At 71.7% G+C, this 16,183-nt stretch carries 17 protein-coding genes; 10 read left to right on the top strand and 7 right to left on the bottom strand.

The features are described from left to right. Positions 1-12: 12 nt before the first annotated feature. The 5 genes from ACFT4A_RS11730 to ACFT4A_RS11710 form a co-directional block, all read right to left on the bottom strand. On the bottom strand, positions 13-1,065 hold the full coding sequence (locus tag ACFT4A_RS11730; RefSeq protein ID WP_382828312.1) for an aminotransferase class V-fold PLP-dependent enzyme: 1,053 nt from the start codon (positions 1,063-1,065) through the stop codon (positions 13-15). 97 nt (positions 1,066-1,162) lie between these two features. Continuing rightward, positions 1,163-1,885, bottom strand: coding sequence for a DsbA family oxidoreductase (locus tag ACFT4A_RS11725; protein WP_382828310.1), 723 nt, complete (start codon positions 1,883-1,885; stop codon positions 1,163-1,165). Between the two features lie 75 nt (positions 1,886-1,960). Continuing rightward, positions 1,961-2,467, bottom strand: a complete 507-nt coding sequence (locus tag ACFT4A_RS11720) for a GNAT family N-acetyltransferase (RefSeq protein WP_382828306.1) — start codon at positions 2,465-2,467, stop codon at positions 1,961-1,963. A 46-nt stretch (positions 2,468-2,513) separates the two neighbouring features. Next, on the bottom strand, positions 2,514-3,122 hold the full coding sequence (locus ACFT4A_RS11715) for a DUF1349 domain-containing protein (RefSeq protein WP_382828304.1): 609 nt from the start codon (positions 3,120-3,122) through the stop codon (positions 2,514-2,516). Positions 3,123-3,220: 98 nt separating this feature from the next. After that, on the bottom strand, positions 3,221-4,750 hold the full coding sequence (locus tag ACFT4A_RS11710; RefSeq protein WP_382828302.1) for an aldehyde dehydrogenase (NADP(+)): 1,530 nt from the start codon (positions 4,748-4,750) through the stop codon (positions 3,221-3,223). Between the two features lie 150 nt (positions 4,751-4,900). Here ACFT4A_RS11710 and ACFT4A_RS11705 point away from each other — a divergent pair, with 150 nt between their 5' ends. From ACFT4A_RS11705 to ACFT4A_RS11680, 6 genes are all read left to right on the top strand, one after another. Further along, on the top strand, positions 4,901-5,674 hold the full coding sequence (locus ACFT4A_RS11705; RefSeq protein ID WP_189730338.1) for an IclR family transcriptional regulator: 774 nt from the start codon (positions 4,901-4,903) through the stop codon (positions 5,672-5,674). Between the two features lie 3 nt (positions 5,675-5,677). Next, positions 5,678-6,148: a GNAT family N-acetyltransferase gene (locus ACFT4A_RS11700; protein ID WP_382828299.1), complete on the top strand. Its 471-nt coding sequence runs from the start codon at positions 5,678-5,680 to the stop codon at positions 6,146-6,148. A 90-nt stretch (positions 6,149-6,238) separates the two neighbouring features. Next, positions 6,239-7,246 (top strand): hypothetical protein, encoded by a 1,008-nt coding sequence (locus tag ACFT4A_RS11695; RefSeq protein WP_382828296.1) that lies wholly within the window; start codon positions 6,239-6,241, stop codon positions 7,244-7,246. Beyond that, positions 7,243-8,496 (top strand): sensor histidine kinase, encoded by a 1,254-nt coding sequence (locus ACFT4A_RS11690; protein ID WP_382828292.1) that lies wholly within the window; start codon positions 7,243-7,245, stop codon positions 8,494-8,496. Before ACFT4A_RS11695 ends, ACFT4A_RS11690 begins: the two co-directional genes overlap by 4 nt. Next, positions 8,493-9,155 (top strand): response regulator, encoded by a 663-nt coding sequence (locus ACFT4A_RS11685; protein WP_382828289.1) that lies wholly within the window; start codon positions 8,493-8,495, stop codon positions 9,153-9,155. The genes ACFT4A_RS11690 and ACFT4A_RS11685 overlap by 4 nt, the downstream gene beginning before the upstream one ends. Before the next feature lie 55 nt (positions 9,156-9,210). After that, positions 9,211-10,668: a peptidoglycan D,D-transpeptidase FtsI family protein gene (locus tag ACFT4A_RS11680; protein WP_382828488.1), complete on the top strand. Its 1,458-nt coding sequence runs from the start codon at positions 9,211-9,213 to the stop codon at positions 10,666-10,668. Between the two features lie 96 nt (positions 10,669-10,764). Here the strand turns inward: ACFT4A_RS11680 and ACFT4A_RS11675 are convergent, their stop codons facing one another. After that, entirely contained in the window at positions 10,765-12,222 is a 1,458-nt protein-coding gene (locus tag ACFT4A_RS11675) for an NCS2 family permease (RefSeq protein ID WP_382828287.1), read from the bottom strand. Positions 12,223-12,493: 271 nt separating this feature from the next. Between ACFT4A_RS11675 and ACFT4A_RS11670 the strand changes: the two genes are divergently transcribed. From ACFT4A_RS11670 to ACFT4A_RS11655, 4 genes are all read left to right on the top strand, one after another. After that, entirely contained in the window at positions 12,494-13,099 is a 606-nt protein-coding gene (locus tag ACFT4A_RS11670; protein ID WP_382828284.1) for a SigE family RNA polymerase sigma factor, read from the top strand. Next, complete coding sequence (locus ACFT4A_RS11665) at positions 13,096-13,974, top strand: hypothetical protein (RefSeq protein WP_382828281.1); 879 nt, start codon at positions 13,096-13,098, stop codon at positions 13,972-13,974. The genes ACFT4A_RS11670 and ACFT4A_RS11665 overlap by 4 nt, the downstream gene beginning before the upstream one ends. 328 nt (positions 13,975-14,302) lie before the next feature. Further along, positions 14,303-14,680: an alpha/beta hydrolase gene (locus tag ACFT4A_RS11660; RefSeq protein WP_382828278.1), complete on the top strand. Its 378-nt coding sequence runs from the start codon at positions 14,303-14,305 to the stop codon at positions 14,678-14,680. A 46-nt stretch (positions 14,681-14,726) separates the two neighbouring features. Next, positions 14,727-15,560, top strand: a complete 834-nt coding sequence (locus ACFT4A_RS11655; RefSeq protein ID WP_382828275.1) for a pectate lyase — start codon at positions 14,727-14,729, stop codon at positions 15,558-15,560. Between the two features lie 247 nt (positions 15,561-15,807). Here the strand turns inward: ACFT4A_RS11655 and ACFT4A_RS11650 are convergent, their stop codons facing one another. Further along, positions 15,808-16,152: a hypothetical protein gene (locus ACFT4A_RS11650; protein ID WP_382828273.1), complete on the bottom strand. Its 345-nt coding sequence runs from the start codon at positions 16,150-16,152 to the stop codon at positions 15,808-15,810. Positions 16,153-16,183 lie beyond the last annotated feature (31 nt).

Genomic DNA, 16,183 nt, shown 5'->3' with positions numbered 1-16,183 from the left:
CCGGTCATGTCCTCAGCCGGACAGGACGTCCAGGAGACGGTCGACGTCCGACGGCGTGTTGTAGAGGTGGAACGCGGCCCGCAGATTGCCGGCCCGGTCGGACACCTCGATGCCCGCCCTGCTCAGCTCGCCCTGCCGGTGGCCCAGCCCCGGCACGGACACGATCGCCGAGCCCGGCGCGGACACCGGCGTGTGGCCCAGCCCGTCGAGCCCGGCCCGGAAGCGGTCCGCGAGCGCGACATCGTGAGCGTGCACGGCGTCGACGCCGAGTTCCTCGATCAGCGCCAGTGAGGCGCGCAGCCCGGCATACGTGAAGAGGGCCGGGCTGATGTCGAACCGCCGTGCGGAGTCGGCGAGTTGCTCGACGGGGCCGTAGCAGCTGTCCCAGGGGACCTCGCCGGCGACCCAGCCGGCGAGCAGCGGGGTGAGCCCGCCGAAGTCCCGCGGGGCGACGAAGAACGCGGCCCCGTGCGGCCCCATGAGCCATTTGAAGCCGACGGCGGCGAGGAAGTCGTCCGCGTCACCGTCCATGGGCAGCCAGCCGGCCGACTGCGAGGCGTCGACGTAGGTGCGGGCCCCGTGCGCCCGGGCCGCCTCGCGCACGGCCGGCAGATCGGCGAGCCGTCCGTCGGCGGACTGGGCGGTGCTGACCGCGACGAGCGCGGTGCCGGGCCGGACGGACTCGGCGAGCCGCTCCAGGGGCACGGCGCGCACCTTGAGATCGCCGCGCACATGGAACGGGTTCACCAGGGACGCGAAGTCGCCCTCCGCCGTGAGGACTTCGGCACCGGCGGGCAGCGAGGCGGCGATCAGCCCGCCGTACTCGGCGACCGAGGCCCCGGTCGCGACACGCTCCGCCGGCACTCCGGCGAGCCGGGCGAAGGACGCGCGGGCGGCCTCCACCTCCTCGTACAGGGGACCCAGGGGCGTGCCCTCGGCACGCATCCGCACCGCCTGGTGCAGGGCGGTGACGGTACGGGCGGGCAGGAGCCCGTTGCTCGCGGTGTTGAGGTAGGTCTGCTTCGGGGTGAACTCGGCACGGACGAGGTTCTCGAAGGTCTCCATGGGACCACTCTGCGTCCCCGGGGAACCCCCCGTCCATTGCCGATGTCTGCGTGATGTCGCCAAGCAGCGCTTATGGATACGCCCCGACCTGCGGGTTTCAGTGCTGGGGCACCGCACAGCCGTCCGGGCCACACGCGTCCGCGCCCTCGGTGGCTCCGCTGTCGACGATCTTCAGCGGCGCGCGCTCGCCGAACGCCTGGGTCAGGGCCTGGGCGAAGACCTCGGCGGGCTGGGCGCCGGAGACGCCGTACTTCCGGTCGAGCACGAAGAACGGCACACCGTTCGCGCCGAGCTCCGCGGCCTCCCGCTCGTCGGCCCGGACCTCGGCGGCGTACGCCTCCGGGTCGGCGAGCACGGCACGGGCGGCGTCCGCGTCGAGCCCGGCGGCCACGGCGAGCTCCACGAGCCGCTCGTCCTCGCCGAAGACCGAGCGTTCCTCGGCGAAGTTGGCCCGGTACAGCACGTCGAGCAGCCGCTCCTGGCGGCCGTGCTCCTTGGCGAGGTGGAGCAGGCGGTGCATGTCGAAGGTGCTGCCGTGGTCGCGGCCCCGGGTGCGGTAGTCCAGCCCCTCGGCGGCGGCCTGCGCGCCCAGGTTGTCCTCGCCCGCCTCGGCCTGCGCGGGGCTCATCCCGTACTTCCTGGTGAGCATGGTGATCACGGGCTGGATGTCGTCCTTGGCGCGGCCCGGGTCCAGCTCGAAGGAGCGGTGCACGATCTCGACCTCGTCGCGGTGCGGGAAGTCCCGCAGCGCCTTCTCGAAGCGGGCCTTGCCCACGTAGCACCAGGGGCAGGCGATGTCGCTCCAGATCTCGACGCGCATGTCTCGGCTCTCTCCAGCTCGTACGGGTTACGGAGACTCCCTCCGCCGAGTGCATGAACGTTCAAGCAGGCGGCTTCATTCCCCGGAAACGGTGAGCCGCAGCCGCATGTGGTGATCGTCCGGGCCGACCGGCGACTCCGGGTCCGCTACCCAGCCCTGCCGACCGTAGAAGCCCCGTGCCCGCTCATTGCCCACATGCACGTCGAGCCAGGCCGTACGCACCCCGCCGGTCCGCCACTCCTCCACACACGCGATGTGCAGGGCGGTGCCGATTCCGGCGCGCCACCGGCCGGGGTCGACGTGGAACTGGAACAACGTGACGGTGCCGGCGGGAGCCCCCTCCGCCCTGCGGAAGGAGGCGATCCCGGCCAGGCGCCCGTCACGCACCGCGCACAGCACCCGCCCGTCGGACCTCCCTATCGCCTCCCGCCACCGGCCCTGCCAGTCGGCCCCGTCATCCGGGAACCCGTCCGGGTAGTAGGTGGCCCGGGCGCGCCGGTGTAACGCGGCGACCTCCCCCGCCTCGGCGGGCAGTGCGGTCCTGATCTCCAGACCGTCGACATTCGGGTTGGTTTCGATCATGCAGCACAGGACGCGCCGGACGAGGGGGCGGTTCCACGGGCGGGCCTCAGCCGCCGTCCCGCAGGTCCTTCGGCCAGTTCGGGCGGAACTCGATGTGGTCGTACGTCACCACGCAGCCCTCGCCCATCGGGGACTGGGTCATGAAGCCGACCAAGGCAGCGCCCGTCTCCTTCTCCTCGCCCAGGGTGAAGAGGCGGACGAAGGTCCAGTGTTCGCCGTCCCGGGAGGCGTGGAAGCCGAAGGCCCGGCCGGTGCGGCTCACCCGCAGCCAGACGGAACTGCCGTCCACGGTGAAGGAGTTGGCGTCGTCCGAGTGGCCCCGGGTGACGACCGTGCAGACGGTGGGGACGTCCGGGGAGTACTCCAGGCAGAGCTTCGCCCAGGCCCGCTCCCCTACATGCACGTAGAGCACGCCCGCGTCGAAGGCCGCACCGAACCCCACCGTGACCCGGGCGATCAGCTGGAAGTCCCCTTCGGGCGCCCCGAGCAGACGCGGCGCGTCGGCGGCGGGGTCCAGCCCCTCCCCCGTGGGCGGCACGAACCGATCCTGCCTGGGCCCGGCCCACCCGGACAGCACCCCGTCCTCATAAGACCAGTGACCATCAGGCCCATACGTACGCAGACCGAAAGGAAGTTCGGAAAGTTCCAGATCCATCCAGCCAACTCTTCCAGGTCCGCCCCTCAGGGGCGCGGGGAACTGCGCGACAAGCCACAACGAACCGGCATCCCGCAACTCACCGCACCCCCAAGGCGCTACCGCTCCAAACGCCCGTTGAACCGCCGAGGCAGCCCCAACGGGTTCTCGTCCCGAAGTTCCGCAGGAAGCAACGCAGACGGCGCGTTCTGATAAGCGACCGGCCGCAACCACCGCTCGATAGCCGTACCACCCACCGACGTGGACGTAGAAGTCGTGGCCGGGTAGGGCCCACCGTGATGCTGCGCGGCCGCGACCGCCACACCCGTCGGCCACCCATTGACCAGCACACGCCCGGCCAGCGGCGTCAGCTCCGCCAGGATCTCGGACCCCCGGCCCTCCCCCGCGGCCTCCTCCTCGGAGAGCTGCACCGTCGCCGTGAGATTCCCCGGCAGCCGCGACAGCACCGCCTTCACCTCGGCGTCGTCCTCATAGCGGGCCACCACGGTGACCGGCCCGAAGCACTCCTCCAGCAGCAGGTCGTGCTCACCCTCCGCTGCCAGCCGGCTCGCCGGCACGGTGAGGAAGCCCGCGCTGACGGTGTGCTCGCCGCCCGAGCCGGGCGTGACCGGGGACTCCACGTCGGCCAGCCGCGCGCGCTCGGCGACACCGGCGACGAAGTTGTCGCGCATGCGGTGGTCGAGCAGGACTCCGGCGTCGGTGTCGCTGACGGCGTCGGTCAGGGACTTCAGCAGCGCGTCACCGGCGGCGCCGGCGGGGGCGAGGACGAGGCCCGGCTTCACACAGAACTGGCCGACGCCCAGCGTCATCGACCCGGCGAGGCCCGCGCCGATCGCCTCGGCGCGCTCGGCGGCCGCGGCCTCGGTGACGACGACCGGGTTCAGGGAGCCCAGCTCGCCGTGGAAGGGGATCGGGACGGGGCGGGCGGCCGCCGCGTCGAAGAGGGCACGGCCACCGCGCACCGAGCCGGTGAAGCCGGCCGCCGCGACCAGCGGGTGCTGGATCAGCTCGACGCCCGCCTCGAAGCCGTGCACCAGGCCGACGACGCCCTCGGGGATGCCGTGCCGGGCGGCGGCCCGGCGCAGCACCACGGCGACGTACTCGGACAGGGCCGGGTGGTCCGGGTGGGCCTTGACGACGACCGGGCAGCCGGCCGCGAGGGCGCTAGCCGTGTCGCCGCCCGCCACCGAGAAGGCGAAGGGGAAGTTCGACGCCGAGTAGACGGCGACGACACCCAGCGACACCTTGTAGCGGCGCAGGTCCGGGATCGGCGGGGTCGCGGTGTCGTCGGGGTGGTTGATGACGACGTCGAGGAAGGCGCCCTCGTCGACTATGTCGGCGAAGGCCCGCAGCTGGAAGCAGGTGCGGGCGAGTTCGCCGGTCAGCCGGACCGGGCCGAGCGCGGACTCGGCGTCGGCGGTCTCGACGAGACCGTCCTTCGCCGCCTGCAGCTCGTCGGCGGCGGTGCGCAGGAAGGCCGAGCGGACGGCGCGGTCGGCGAGTGCGCCCCGCGCCTCGTCCGCGGCCCGGACGGCGGCGTCCACCTCCTGGGCTGTGGCCTCCACCGCAACCTGCTCGCGCTGCTTCCCGGTTCGGGGGTCGACACTCCAGACTGGTGCTGCTGCCACCGCGGGTCCCTCCACATTCGTTGCCGCATGCAATGCCGCAGTATGTACGTCATCACCAGGGATGTTCGATATACTGAACGCTGTCTCTGATGATGAATGCTGTCGGAGACTATATCTCCAGCTTCTCGTCGAACGAAGGGGTCAAGGGCGATGTCGGCAGGCGAGACAGGCGGCGGTGCGCAGGTCAAGAGCGCGGTGCGGACCGTGGAACTGCTGGAGTACTTCGCCGGCCGGCCCGGTATGCACTCCCTCGCGGCGGTCCAGGAGGCCGTCGGGTATCCCAAGTCCAGCCTGTACATGCTGCTGCGCACCCTGGTCGAGCTGGGCTGGGTGGAGACGGACGCGACGGGCACGCGCTACGGCATCGGCGTCCGGGCCCTGTTGGTCGGCACGTCGTACATCGACGGCGACGAGGTGGTCGCCTCGGCCCGCCCGACGCTGGACCGGCTCTCGGACGACACCACGGAGACCATCCACCTGGCCCGCCTGGACGGCACGAACGTCGTCTATCTCGCCACCCGCCAGTCGCAGCACTATCTGCGCCCCTTCACCCGGGTCGGCCGGCGGCTGCCCGCGCACTCCACGTCCCTCGGCAAGGCGCTGCTGAGCACGTACTCGGACGAGCAGGTCCGCAAGATGCTCCCGGAGACGCTGCCCGCGCTGACCGAGCACACGATCACCGACCGGGAGAAGCTCATCGAGGAGCTGCACCAGGTGCGGGAGCAGGGCTTCGCCGTGGACCGCGAGGAGAACACGCTGGGGCTGCGCTGCTTCGGCGTGGCTATCCCGTACCGCACTCCGGCGCGGGACGCGATCAGCTGCTCGGTGCCGGTGGCCCGGCTGACGCCGGCGCACGAACAGCTGGTGAAGGACGCGCTGTTCGACGCACGGGACCGGCTGACACTGGCCACCCGTAGGCTCTGAGGCATGAATGTCGAGCTGCGCGCGGTCCACGACAGCGATCTGCCGGTCTTCTTCCGGCAGATGAACGACCCCGAGGCGCTGCACATGGCCGCCTTCACCCCCAAGGACCCGGCCGACCGGGACGCCTTCGACGCCCACTGGGCCAGGATCCGTTCCTCGTCCGCCGTGATCCGCACGGTGCTGGCCGACGGTGACGTGGTCGGCAGCACCGCGGTGTACGGGGAGCCGGGCGAGCGCGAGGTGACGTACTGGATCGACCGCGCGTACTGGGGCAAGGGCCTCGCGACCGACGCCCTGCGGGCGCTGGTGACGGAGGTGGACGAGCGTCCCCTCTACGCGCGGGCGGCTTCGGACAACGTGGGGTCGCTGCGCGTCCTGGAGAAGTGCGGGTTCCGTGTCGTGGCGGCGGCCAGGGGGTACGCGCAGGCCCGGGATGCCGAGATCGACGAGACGGTGCTGATCCTGGAGGGCTGAGAAACTCCCCAAGGGTCTCCCCCGTGCGGCGGAGGCGGATCGTCACCGTGCAGGAGGTGCCGGCCGCGTCCCGCGCGGGAGCCTGACCGCATGACGCAGTCGATCGATCTTCTCAGCGCTCCCCACCCGGCCGTCGGTCCGAGCCGCCCCCGGCGCGCCCTCCGCGCCGTCGCCGTCCTCTCCTGCCTGCCCTACCTCGGGCTCAAGGGCGCCTGGATCGCCGGAAGCCACGTCGGCATCCCCGAGGGAAGCGCCCTGCTCGACGACCGTGTCGGCATGGCCGTGATCAACGGTCTGTCCGTGCTGCTGGACAGCGCGGTGATCGTGCTGGCGCTGGTGCTGACCCGGCCGTGGGGTCTGAAGGTGCCTGCCTGGCTGCTCGCCTTTCCCGTGTGGGTCGCCACCGGGCTGCTCGCGCCGATCATGACCGGGTTCCCGGCGCAGCTGGTCGTGAAGGCGTTCGGCGGCGGAGCCGCGCCGGACCAGGGGCATGAATCGTTCCTCCACGCATGGGTGTTCACCGTGGTGTACACCGGGTTCATCCTCCAAGGCATCGCTCTCGGCGCCCTGTTCGTGCTCCACGCCCGCGACCGCTGGGGGCACCTGTGGCGCGGCCGGGTGTGGGAGCTGCCCGTCGGAGTGGTCGGGCCCGCCCACCGCGCGCTCGCCGTCGCGGCCGCCGTGCTCGCCCTGCTGCCGCTCACCGTCCATCTGTTGTGGGCCTGCGGTGTCACCGCCGGGCTCGGCGAGGGCCGGGCGGCGGACCGCACCGCCGACTTCCACGTCCTGGAGGCCGTGTACGTGCTGTTCCTCGTCGCGGCCGTCGCCGGTGGTCTCCTGCTGGCGTTCCGGCGCGGCCGGGCCCTGCCCGTGGCGGTGCCGCTCGGGCTCGCCTGGGTCGGCTCGGGTGCCGTGGCCTGCTGGGGCGGCTGGCTGTCGCTGGCCTCGCTCGGCGGTGTGGAGGACCTCGCCGACCGTCCGACGCCGCTGATGAGCCTCGCCTACGCTGGGCAGATGCTCGTCGGCCTCCTCGTCGCCGCCATCGGCGTCTACCACTTCGCCGAGCGCTCGGCCAGGACCGCGCGGCGGGCGGTGTGAGACCGGCTGCCCGGGTTCTGTTCGGCCGGCGGGCGCGGCTGCGCTGGATCCATCTGATCCTCGGCGGCGCGCTCGCCATGCCGTATGTGCTGGTGGGCTCGGTGATCATCGGCCCGGCCACCGGCAGTACGGACGTCTTCGGCTCCTTTCCCCTTCAGCTCGCCTCGTTCGGGGTGGGGCTGCCGCTCGCCGCCGTCACGTCCGTGTTCCCGCTGACCCGGCCGCTGGAGGCCGCCGCCGTGCGCTGGCTGTGCGGTGTCGACGCGGACCGGCTCGCCTTCGGACCGGCCCGGACGCGGGGCGAGAAGGGGCGTACGGCGGGCTGGTTCACGCTCCATCTCGGGCTGGGCGGGATCATCGCCGGGATGTCGCTGGCCGTGCCGCCGTTCGCCGTCGCGCTGATCCTGCTGCCGCTCATCGCCGGGCTGTGCGGCACACCGTCCGGAGTGCCCGAAGTCCTGGACCATGCCTGGGCGTTGGCGCTCACGCCGGTGGCGGGCGCGGCGATGCTGGTCGCCCTCGCGGGCTGCGCGGCCGGCTGCGGTGTGCTGCTGGCCCGCTGGGCGCCCGCCCTGCTCGGACCGTCTCCCGAGGGCCGGCTGGCGGCCGCCGAGGCACGCGCCGCCGACCTCGCCGTACGCAACCGGCTGGCGCGGGAGCTGCACGACTCGGTGGGTCACGCGCTGAGCGCGGTCACCCTCCAGGCGAGCGCGGCACGCCGGGTCCTCGACTCCGACCCGGAGTTCGTGCGCGAGGCCCTCGCCGCGATCGAGGACACGACCCGGCGTACCGTCGGCGAACTCGACGCCGTGCTGGGCGTGCTGCGCGAGGGCGACGGCCCCGGAACCGCCCCGGCACCCACCCTCGCCGGCGACCTCGAGGGCCTGCTGTCCCGCACCCGGGCGAGCGGGGCCCGGGTCACGGCCACGATCGACGCCGACCCGGAGGCGCTGCCTCCGCTGCTGTCCCGCGAGGCCTACCGCATCGTGCAGGAGGGGCTGAGCAACGCCCTCAGGCACGCCGGTCACCGGGTCGCCGTGGAGGTGCGGATCGCGGTGGCGGGCGGGGAGTTGGAGATCACCGTGGAGAATCCGGTGACCGGCCCCGCGCCCTCCCGGCCCGGCGGCGGCCACGGGCTGCGCGGCATCGCGGACCGGGCCAGGCTGCTGGGCGGGACCTCGACGGCCGGACCGACCGCCGCACAGACCTGGCGTCTGCGCGTGCACCTGCCGATGAGAGGACCCGTATGACCCGCCCGGCACCCGTCCGTGTCGTCCTCGCCGACGACGAGCGCATGGTGCGCACCGCGCTGCGCGCCATCCTCTCCGCCGAGCCGGACCTGGAGGTGGTGGGCGAGGCGGCCACCGGTGCCGAGGCCGTGTCGGTCGTACGGGAGCTGCGGCCGGACGTCGTCCTCATGGACGTGCGGATGCCGGAGACCGACGGCATCCGCGCCACCGAGCAGATCCTGGCCACGCTGGACGAGCCGCCCCGGATCGTCGTCGTGACGACGTTCGAGAACGACTCCTACGTGTACGACGCGCTGCGCGCCGGAGCCGCCGGGTTCCTGCTGAAGCGGGCGGACGCCGACGCGCTCGTCCAGGCGGTCCGGCTGGTGGCGCGCAGCGACAGCCTGCTGTTCCCGGCTGCCGTCCGCACGCTGGCGACCGAGCACGCACGCGCGCACCCCGCGCCGCCCGCGTGGGTGGCGAAGCTCACGGGACGCGAGCGGGAGGTGCTGCGGCACATGGCGGGCGGGCTGACCAACGCGGAGATCGCCCGCCGGATGGAGGTCGGCCCCGCCACGGTGAAATCGCACGTGGCCGCGGTCCTGGCCAAGACGGGCACCCGGGACCGTACGCAGGCGGTCATCGCGGCGTACGAGGCGGGCTTTCTTAACGCCGAATGAGAAAACGGGACGGGTGGGAACGATCCGCCCCTCCTGGTTCGTCCTCATGTTCGGGATGAACAAGACGATCAGGCGCGCATCGGTCTTCGCGCTGCTCCTTGTGTTCGCTCTGCTGGTCAGGGCGACCTGGGTGCAGTTCTACGACGGCCAGGCGCTCGCAGACGACAAGGACAACCGGCGGAACGCCATCGAGACGTACTCGGCGCCGCTCGGGAACATCATCGTGGGCGGCCGGTCGGTCACCGGCTCGACCTCGACCAAGACAGGCGACCTCAAGTACAAGCGCACGTACACGGACGGTGAGCGGTACGCGGCGGTGACGGGGTACGCCTCCCAGGCGTATGCGCCGACCCAGCTGGAGGGCATCTACACCGACCTCCTGAACGGCACGGACAACCGTCTGAAGTCCGTGATGGACACCGTCACCAACCAGCGGGCCGAACCGGGCAACGTGGTCACCACGATCGATCCGGGCGTGCAGAAGGCGGGGATCGACGCGCTCGGCGACAAGAAGGGCGGCGCCGTCGCCATCGACCCGAAGACGGGGAAGATCCTCGCGGTCGTGTCGACGCCGTCGTACGACCCCTCGTCGCTGACGGACGCCAACACCGCCGGGGTGGCCTGGAAGAAGCTCACGAGCGACCCGGAGAAGCCGCTGACCAACCGTGCGCTGCGGCAGCCGCTGCCGCCCGGCTCGACGTTCAAGCTGGTCGTGGCCGCGGCGGCGCTGGAGGACGGCCTGTACGACTCGGTGGACGACAAGACCGACAGCCCGGACCCGTACACGCTGCCGGGCACCAGCACGAAGCTGTCGAACGAGAACCCGAACGCGCCCTGCACGGACGCCACGATCCGCACGGCGCTGCAGTACTCGTGCAACAACGTCTTCGCGAAGATGGCCGTCCAGCTCGGCCAGGACAAGGTGAAGGCGATGGCCGAGAAGTTCGGCTTCAACGACGACAACCTGGATGTGCCGGTCCGGGCCTACACGAGCGTGTACCCGTCGGACATGTACCCGTCGCAGACCGCCCTGACGGGCATCGGCCAGTTCGACGTCACCGCGACCCCGCTGCAGATGGCCATGGTGTCGGCGGCCATCGCCAACGGCGGCAAGCTGGTCTCGCCGCACATGGTTTCGCAGATCACCAACAGCGGCGGTGATGTGCTGGAGGACTACGACGACGAGGCGGACTCGAAGGAGATCGTCAGCTCCTCGACGGCCGAGCAGTTGCAGTCGGCGATGCAGACGGTCGTGAACAAGGGCACCGGCTCGAACGCGCAGATCGCGGGCGCGACCGTGGGCGGCAAGACGGGCACCGCCCAGCACGGCGAGAACAACAGCCAGGTGCCGTACGCCTGGTTCACCTCCTACGGCAAGTCCGACTCGTCGGGCAAGGAGGTCGCCGTGGCGGTCATGGTCGAGCAGTCGAACGCCGCCCGCTCGGAGGTCAGCGGCAACGGCCTGGCGGCGCCGGTCGCCAAGGCGATGATGGAAGCGGCGCTGAAGGGCTGAACCCCCGACTGAACCTTCGCCGTACGAAAGCCGTCTCTACAGACAGATGGGCCGCCCCCTTCCCCCCGGGGGCGGCCCTTCGCCTTGCCCCAGGCCCTACTTGGCGCCGAGCAGCTGCTCGATGGGGTCGATCGCGAAGTACACGACGAACAGCGCCGAGGTGCCCCACAGCAGCCAGTGGACCTCCTTGGCCTTGCCGAGCACGGTCTTGATGACGACGTAGGCGAGGAAGCCGGCGCCGATGCCGTTGGTGATGGAGTAGGTGAACGGCATCACGGCGATGGTGAGGAACGCGGGGATGGCGATGTCGTACCGGTCCCAGTCGATGTGCTTGACCTGGGTCATCATCAGGAAGCCGACGGCGACCAGGGCCGGGGCGGCCGCCTGCAGCGGGACGATGGTGAGCAGCGGGGTCAGGAACAGCGCGAGGGCGAACAGGCCGCCGGTGACGAGGTTGGAGAAGCCGGTGCGCGAGCCCTCGCCGACGCCGGCCGCCGACTCGATGTAGGAGGTCGCCGAGGAGGCGGAGGCCGCGCCGCCCGCGACCGCCGCGGCACCGTCGATCAGCAGCACCCGGCCGAGGTTCGGGACCTTGCCCTCCTCGTCCAGCAGACCCGCCTCGGCGCTGACGCCGACGACCGTGCCCATGGTGTCGAAGAAGTCGGACAGGATCAGGGTGAAGATCAGCAGGACGACCGTGATGACGCCGACGCCGGGGGCGCCGAACGCGCCGAACAGGTCGAAGTCGCCGATGAGTCCGAAGTCGGGGGTGTCGACGAGGTTGTCGGGCCAGGAGGGTGTGGTCAGGCCCCAGGTCTTGATGTCGGCGATGGAGTTGATCACGATCGCCACCGCCGTCATGCCGACGATGCTGATCAGGATGGCGCCCTTGACCTTGCGGGCGAGCAGGCCGATCGTCAGCAGCAGGCCGAGACAGAAGACGAGCATCGGCCAGCCGGTGAGGGTGCCGGTGCCGCCCAGCTGAACGGGCACGGTGGTGTTCGCGGCGTCCGGGATGCGGGTGACGAACCCGGCGTCGACGAAGCCGATGAAGGCGATGAACAGGCCGATGCCGACGCTGATCGCCTGCTTGAGCGGCTGGGGTATGGCGTGCATGACGGCCTCGCGCAGACCGGTCACCACCAGCACGCAGATCAGCAGGCCTTCGAGGACGATCAGGCCCATGGCGTCGTCCCAGCTCATCAGCGGGGCGATCTGGAAGGCCACCACGGCGTTCAGGCCGAGCCCGGCGGCGAGCGCGAGGGGCAGATTGCCGCCGACGCCCATGATGATCGTCATGACCGCGGCCACCAGGGCCGTGGCGGTGGTGAGTTGGACGGCGTCCAGCTGGTGCCCGAACTTGTCCTTCGCGCTGCCCAGGATGATGGGATTCAGGACAAGGATGTAGGCCATCGTGAAGAACGTGGCGAGGCCGCCGCGTATCTCACGGCCGAAGGTGGACCCCCGCTCGGAGATCTTGAAGAACCGGTCGACGCTGTTCACCGCCGGTGGTGCGGCGTCGGACCGGTCGGCCACCTTCTGCGATTCGGACATGACGAGTGCTCCTCGGTGCCTGGGTGATCGGTGTGCGGATGCTGGCTGGATTTTCCTCGCGTTGAACCACGTTCAGGTTTTCTTCGTGTTACGGAATCGAAGTCCGGCCCGCCATACGTTGTTCGAAGCTCCGTACGAACCATCCTGACGAACGCTGCTACGCTTCCCGATCTCGTCCGGGCCTCCCCCGGATGATCACATGTCATCTACATGACACGCACAGGCGCCCCCGCCCGGGAGTGCCCGAAGCCGCTGCGAGGAGAGGTCGCCCGTGGGCACAGTCGTCGACGACGCCGCCTCCGTGGAGTTCCACGCCTTCTTCGAGCGCCATTACGCCGAACTCTCCCGTCTGGCCTACCTGTTGACGGGCGAGTCGGACACCGCCGACGACCTGGCGGCGGACGCGTTACTGGCGCTGTGGCACCGCTGGGACCGGGTGCGCGCCGCCGACCATCCGGCGGCGTACGCCCGCGGTGTGGTCGCCAACCTGGCCCGCACCCGCATCCGCAGCGCCGTGCGTGAGCGGCGGCGCATCGCCCTGTTCTGGTCGCAGCGCGAGGAGAACACCGAGAACCCGGACGTCGCGGGCGTCGTCGACGTCCAGGAGGCGTTGCGCAGGCTGCCGTTCCGCAAGCGGGCCTGTGTGGTGCTGCGGCACGCGTTCGACCTGTCGGAGAAGGACACCGCGCTCGCCCTCGGCGTCTCGGTGGGTACGGTGAAGAGCCAGACCTCGAAGGGAATGGCCGAACTGCAGCGGTTGCTGGGCACGAAGGGAGTGCCGCAGCGCATGCACGCGGCGGTGGGCGCGCCCCGTTGCTCACCCGCCGTGGAGGGCTTGCGGGCGCGCACCGGTGAGGGCGGAGGGAGGGACCGATGACCATGCGGCGGGACGTGCACGAGGAGCTGCGCGCCCGGCTGCACGAGGCGGCCGGGGGGCACGAGCCCGACCGGGAGAGCATCCTGGCCCGGGTCGAGCGCGGCATGGCCGGTCCGGCCGTACCCGCCCATCGGGCGACGCGTCCGCCGGTGTTCGGCTGGATGCGGGTGGCCGGTGCGACGGCCGCGGTGGCGGGCGTGCTGGCCGTGGGCGGTTACGCGGTCGCCTCAGCGGTGAAGGACGAGGCCGCCCCGCCGCAGCAGGAGGTGGCGACGTCGCCGACGCCCACACCGTCGCCGGCTGCGACGAGCCGGGCCCCCGTGCCGCCGGTGGATCCGACGCCGACCTCCTCGCCGGAGCGCCGCGAGTCCGCCCCGCCCCCCTCCGGGAAGCCGAGCGCCTCCGTCACGGCGCGGCCGCCCGCCGCCTCCGCCTCCGCCTCGACCGAGGACGGGCCGCTGTGGTCGGACGGCTCGGTCGACCCGCACAGCAACGACTTCTGGGCGCAGAGCAACATCACGATCAAGACCCGCGAGGAACTGACCGCGCTGACCGTGCGGTTGAGCGTCGCCCAGACCGGCGGGGTCTCCGACGCGGGCGCCTGGCGGTCACTGCCCGAGAACGACTTCACGCTCACGGTGGGCGAGCGGGACGGCTCCCTCGTCTACACCTGGACCCTCAAGGAGGGCCGCAAGGTCCCGGCGGGCGAGTGGGTGTTCGCCGGCCAGTTCGACCATGACCGCGGGGGGCGTGACGCGGGCAAGGACCGCTACTCGGTGACGGCCGCCGCGGGGTCGGAGCGGCTGTCGGTGGGCGGGGGCTTCGCGGCCGTGGACGACGAGGAGGGCGCGGACGACGCCGGGGGCGACTCGTAGGTCGCCCGGTCGCCCGGTCGCCCGTTCGGCCATTCGGCCTCGGTCGGCTCGCGCGGGGCTTCGGGACGGGGTGCCGTGGACACGGATGCGGGCCGGCCTCCAGCGCGTACGGGCGTCGGGCGCACGGCCGTGGAGGACACAACCATGCACATATCCGGACCGAGGGTGAGCCGACGGCGTGGTGCCGCGGTCGTCGCCGCGCTGGTGAGCTGCTCGACCGTACTGACCGGGCAGCACCTCGCCGTGGCGGACCTGTGGCAGGGCCGCACGCCGGAGCCGCCCACGCCGCCGCCAGCGCCCCCGGTGCCGAACCCGAACCCGTACGCGGGTGAGGAGCAGGGCGCCGCCGTGTTCTGCGCCGACAGCCCCAATCCGCGTGACCCCGAGGCCTACCACTCCTTCGAGGAGGAGAGCGCCGCCCGCGCGGGTGTCGCCGGACGCTTACCCCATCCTGGTCGTCGGCACCAGATACGACCCCTCCACGCCCTTGACGGCCGCGCAGGCCATGGCCTCCGAACTGGCCGATGCCCGGCTGCTCACCAACGACGGGTACGGACACCCCTCCCTTCGGCACACCCGAGCCGAACGGCGGCATCGCGACGGGCGGCGGCTGGCTGGCTCTGGCGTCGGCGACCGGGCGCGACCGGGCCTGAAACACGCGCGTGAAAAAGATCTGAAGACGCGGCAACCCTTTCCTCGCCGGTGACGACCCCTAGGCGCAAAGAGTCACCCCCCATTCGAGGAATCGGTACATGACTGCACCAGCAGAACAGCGCGTCCGCCATCGCCGCAGCGTCACCAAGCGGCGGGGTGTGATCGCCGGACTGTCCGCGTTCGGCATCACGGGAGCGGCGATCGTCACCACGTCGATGCTGTCCACCGCGGGCGCCGCGTCCTCCTGGCCCTCGGACACGGGCAGCAAGCCCGTGTCGAAGACCATCCCGGTCTCCGGCGTGCACGACGGCGGGATGAAGAAGTTCTACGGCAGCGGCGCGCTCGGCGGCGACAGCCAGGACGAGGGCCAGGACCCTCTCTTCGAGCTGGCCGACGGCGCCACGCTGAAGAACGTCATCATCGGCACCCCGGCCGCGGACGGCGTGCACTGCAAGGGCAGTTGCACGCTGCAGAACGTGTGGTGGCTGGACGTCGGCGAGGACGCGGCCAGCTTCAAGGGCAAGTCCGCCTCGGCGGTGTACAAGGTGATCGGCGGCGGCGCGAAGAACGCCGATGACAAGGTGCTGCAGTTCAACGGCGCCGGGACGCTGAACGTGTCGGGCTTCCAGGTGCAGAACGCCGGCAAGCTGGTCCGTTCCTGCGGCAACTGCGGGACGCAGTACAAGCGCACGATCGTGCTCAACGACATCGACGTGACGGCCCCGATGAACTCGATCGTCGGCGTGAACGAGAACTACGGCGACACGGCCACGCTGTCGAAGATCCGCGTCCACGGCGACAGCAAGAAGAAGATCAAGACGTGTGTGCGCTTCAAGGGCAACAACACGGGCAAGGAGCCGACCGAGCTGAAGCCGCCGGGCCCGGACGGCAAGACCTGCAAGTTCACGGCCTCCGACATCAGCTACCAGTGAGGCAACGGCCCATGTGAACCTCCGGCTCGCCCGCATCATCCCTCGGGCGGGCCGGACGCCGGACGTCCGGTCCCCCAGCCGGACCTTCGGCACCCGACCCTCCGGAGCCCCCCTCCGGACGGTCGAACGGTACCGGCCGAGCCCCCCTCGGCCGGCCGGCAGGACGCCCCCGTCGGTGCGAACCGGCGGGGGCGTCGGCATGTGCGCACGCTCATGAACCCACGCTCATGCGTACACGTGGCGGGCATCACAGGCCGGCGGTGAACCCGCGGGGACCGCCGGACGACCGACCAGGTGTGTGGACCTGCTCGGGAACGCCTCCGCACAGCAGTGGCAGATCCGCGTCTTCGCGGTGCTCGCCCTGGGGCTCGGTCTCGGTGTGCTCGGCCACGGGCTCGGCGGGGCCGCCGCCGCGCCGGAGGGGACGGCGGCGATCCGCTGGGCCCGCCGGCGCACGGCGCGTCTCGTGCTGGCCGCCGGCGCGGTGTGCGCGGTGGCGGCCGCGGCGAGCGGCGCCCCGGCCGGTGTCGTCCTGCGCGCCACGGCCGGCCTCGCCGGACTCACCGCGCCGGCGGCGGCCGCGCTGGGCCATCGGCTGGCCTGGACCCCGCCGACCGCCCGGG

Source organism: Streptomyces sp. NPDC057099 (assembly GCF_042671245.1).
Classification (GTDB): domain Bacteria; phylum Actinomycetota; class Actinomycetes; order Streptomycetales; family Streptomycetaceae; genus Streptomyces; species Streptomyces purpurascens.
The sequence above is the reverse complement of the archived record's forward strand: the minus strand, read 5'-3'. Positions and strand labels throughout refer to the sequence as shown.

Bases quoted from the DNA above. Each gene is read 5' to 3' on its own strand.
- ACFT4A_RS11730 (WP_382828312.1), bottom strand. From the start codon at position 1,065: ATGGAGACCTTCGAGAACCTCGTCCGTGCCGAGTTCACCCCGAAGCAG.
- ACFT4A_RS11725 (WP_382828310.1), bottom strand. From the start codon at position 1,885: ATGCGCGTCGAGATCTGGAGCGACATCGCCTGCCCCTGGTGCTACGTG.
- ACFT4A_RS11720 (WP_382828306.1), bottom strand. From the start codon at position 2,467: ATGATCGAAACCAACCCGAATGTCGACGGTCTGGAGATCAGGACCGCA.
- ACFT4A_RS11715 (WP_382828304.1), bottom strand. From the start codon at position 3,122: ATGGATCTGGAACTTTCCGAACTTCCTTTCGGTCTGCGTACGTATGGG.
- ACFT4A_RS11705 (WP_189730338.1), top strand. From the start codon at position 4,901: ATGTCGGCAGGCGAGACAGGCGGCGGTGCGCAGGTCAAGAGCGCGGTG.
- ACFT4A_RS11700 (WP_382828299.1), top strand. From the start codon at position 5,678: ATGAATGTCGAGCTGCGCGCGGTCCACGACAGCGATCTGCCGGTCTTC.
- ACFT4A_RS11695 (WP_382828296.1), top strand. From the start codon at position 6,239: ATGACGCAGTCGATCGATCTTCTCAGCGCTCCCCACCCGGCCGTCGGT.
- ACFT4A_RS11685 (WP_382828289.1), top strand. From the start codon at position 8,493: ATGACCCGCCCGGCACCCGTCCGTGTCGTCCTCGCCGACGACGAGCGC.
- ACFT4A_RS11680 (WP_382828488.1), top strand. From the start codon at position 9,211: ATGAACAAGACGATCAGGCGCGCATCGGTCTTCGCGCTGCTCCTTGTG.
- ACFT4A_RS11675 (WP_382828287.1), bottom strand. From the start codon at position 12,222: ATGTCCGAATCGCAGAAGGTGGCCGACCGGTCCGACGCCGCACCACCG.
- ACFT4A_RS11665 (WP_382828281.1), top strand. From the start codon at position 13,096: ATGACCATGCGGCGGGACGTGCACGAGGAGCTGCGCGCCCGGCTGCAC.
- ACFT4A_RS11655 (WP_382828275.1), top strand. From the start codon at position 14,727: ATGACTGCACCAGCAGAACAGCGCGTCCGCCATCGCCGCAGCGTCACC.
- ACFT4A_RS11650 (WP_382828273.1), bottom strand. From the start codon at position 16,152: ATGGCCCAGCGCGGCCGCCGCCGGCGCGGTGAGTCCGGCGAGGCCGGC.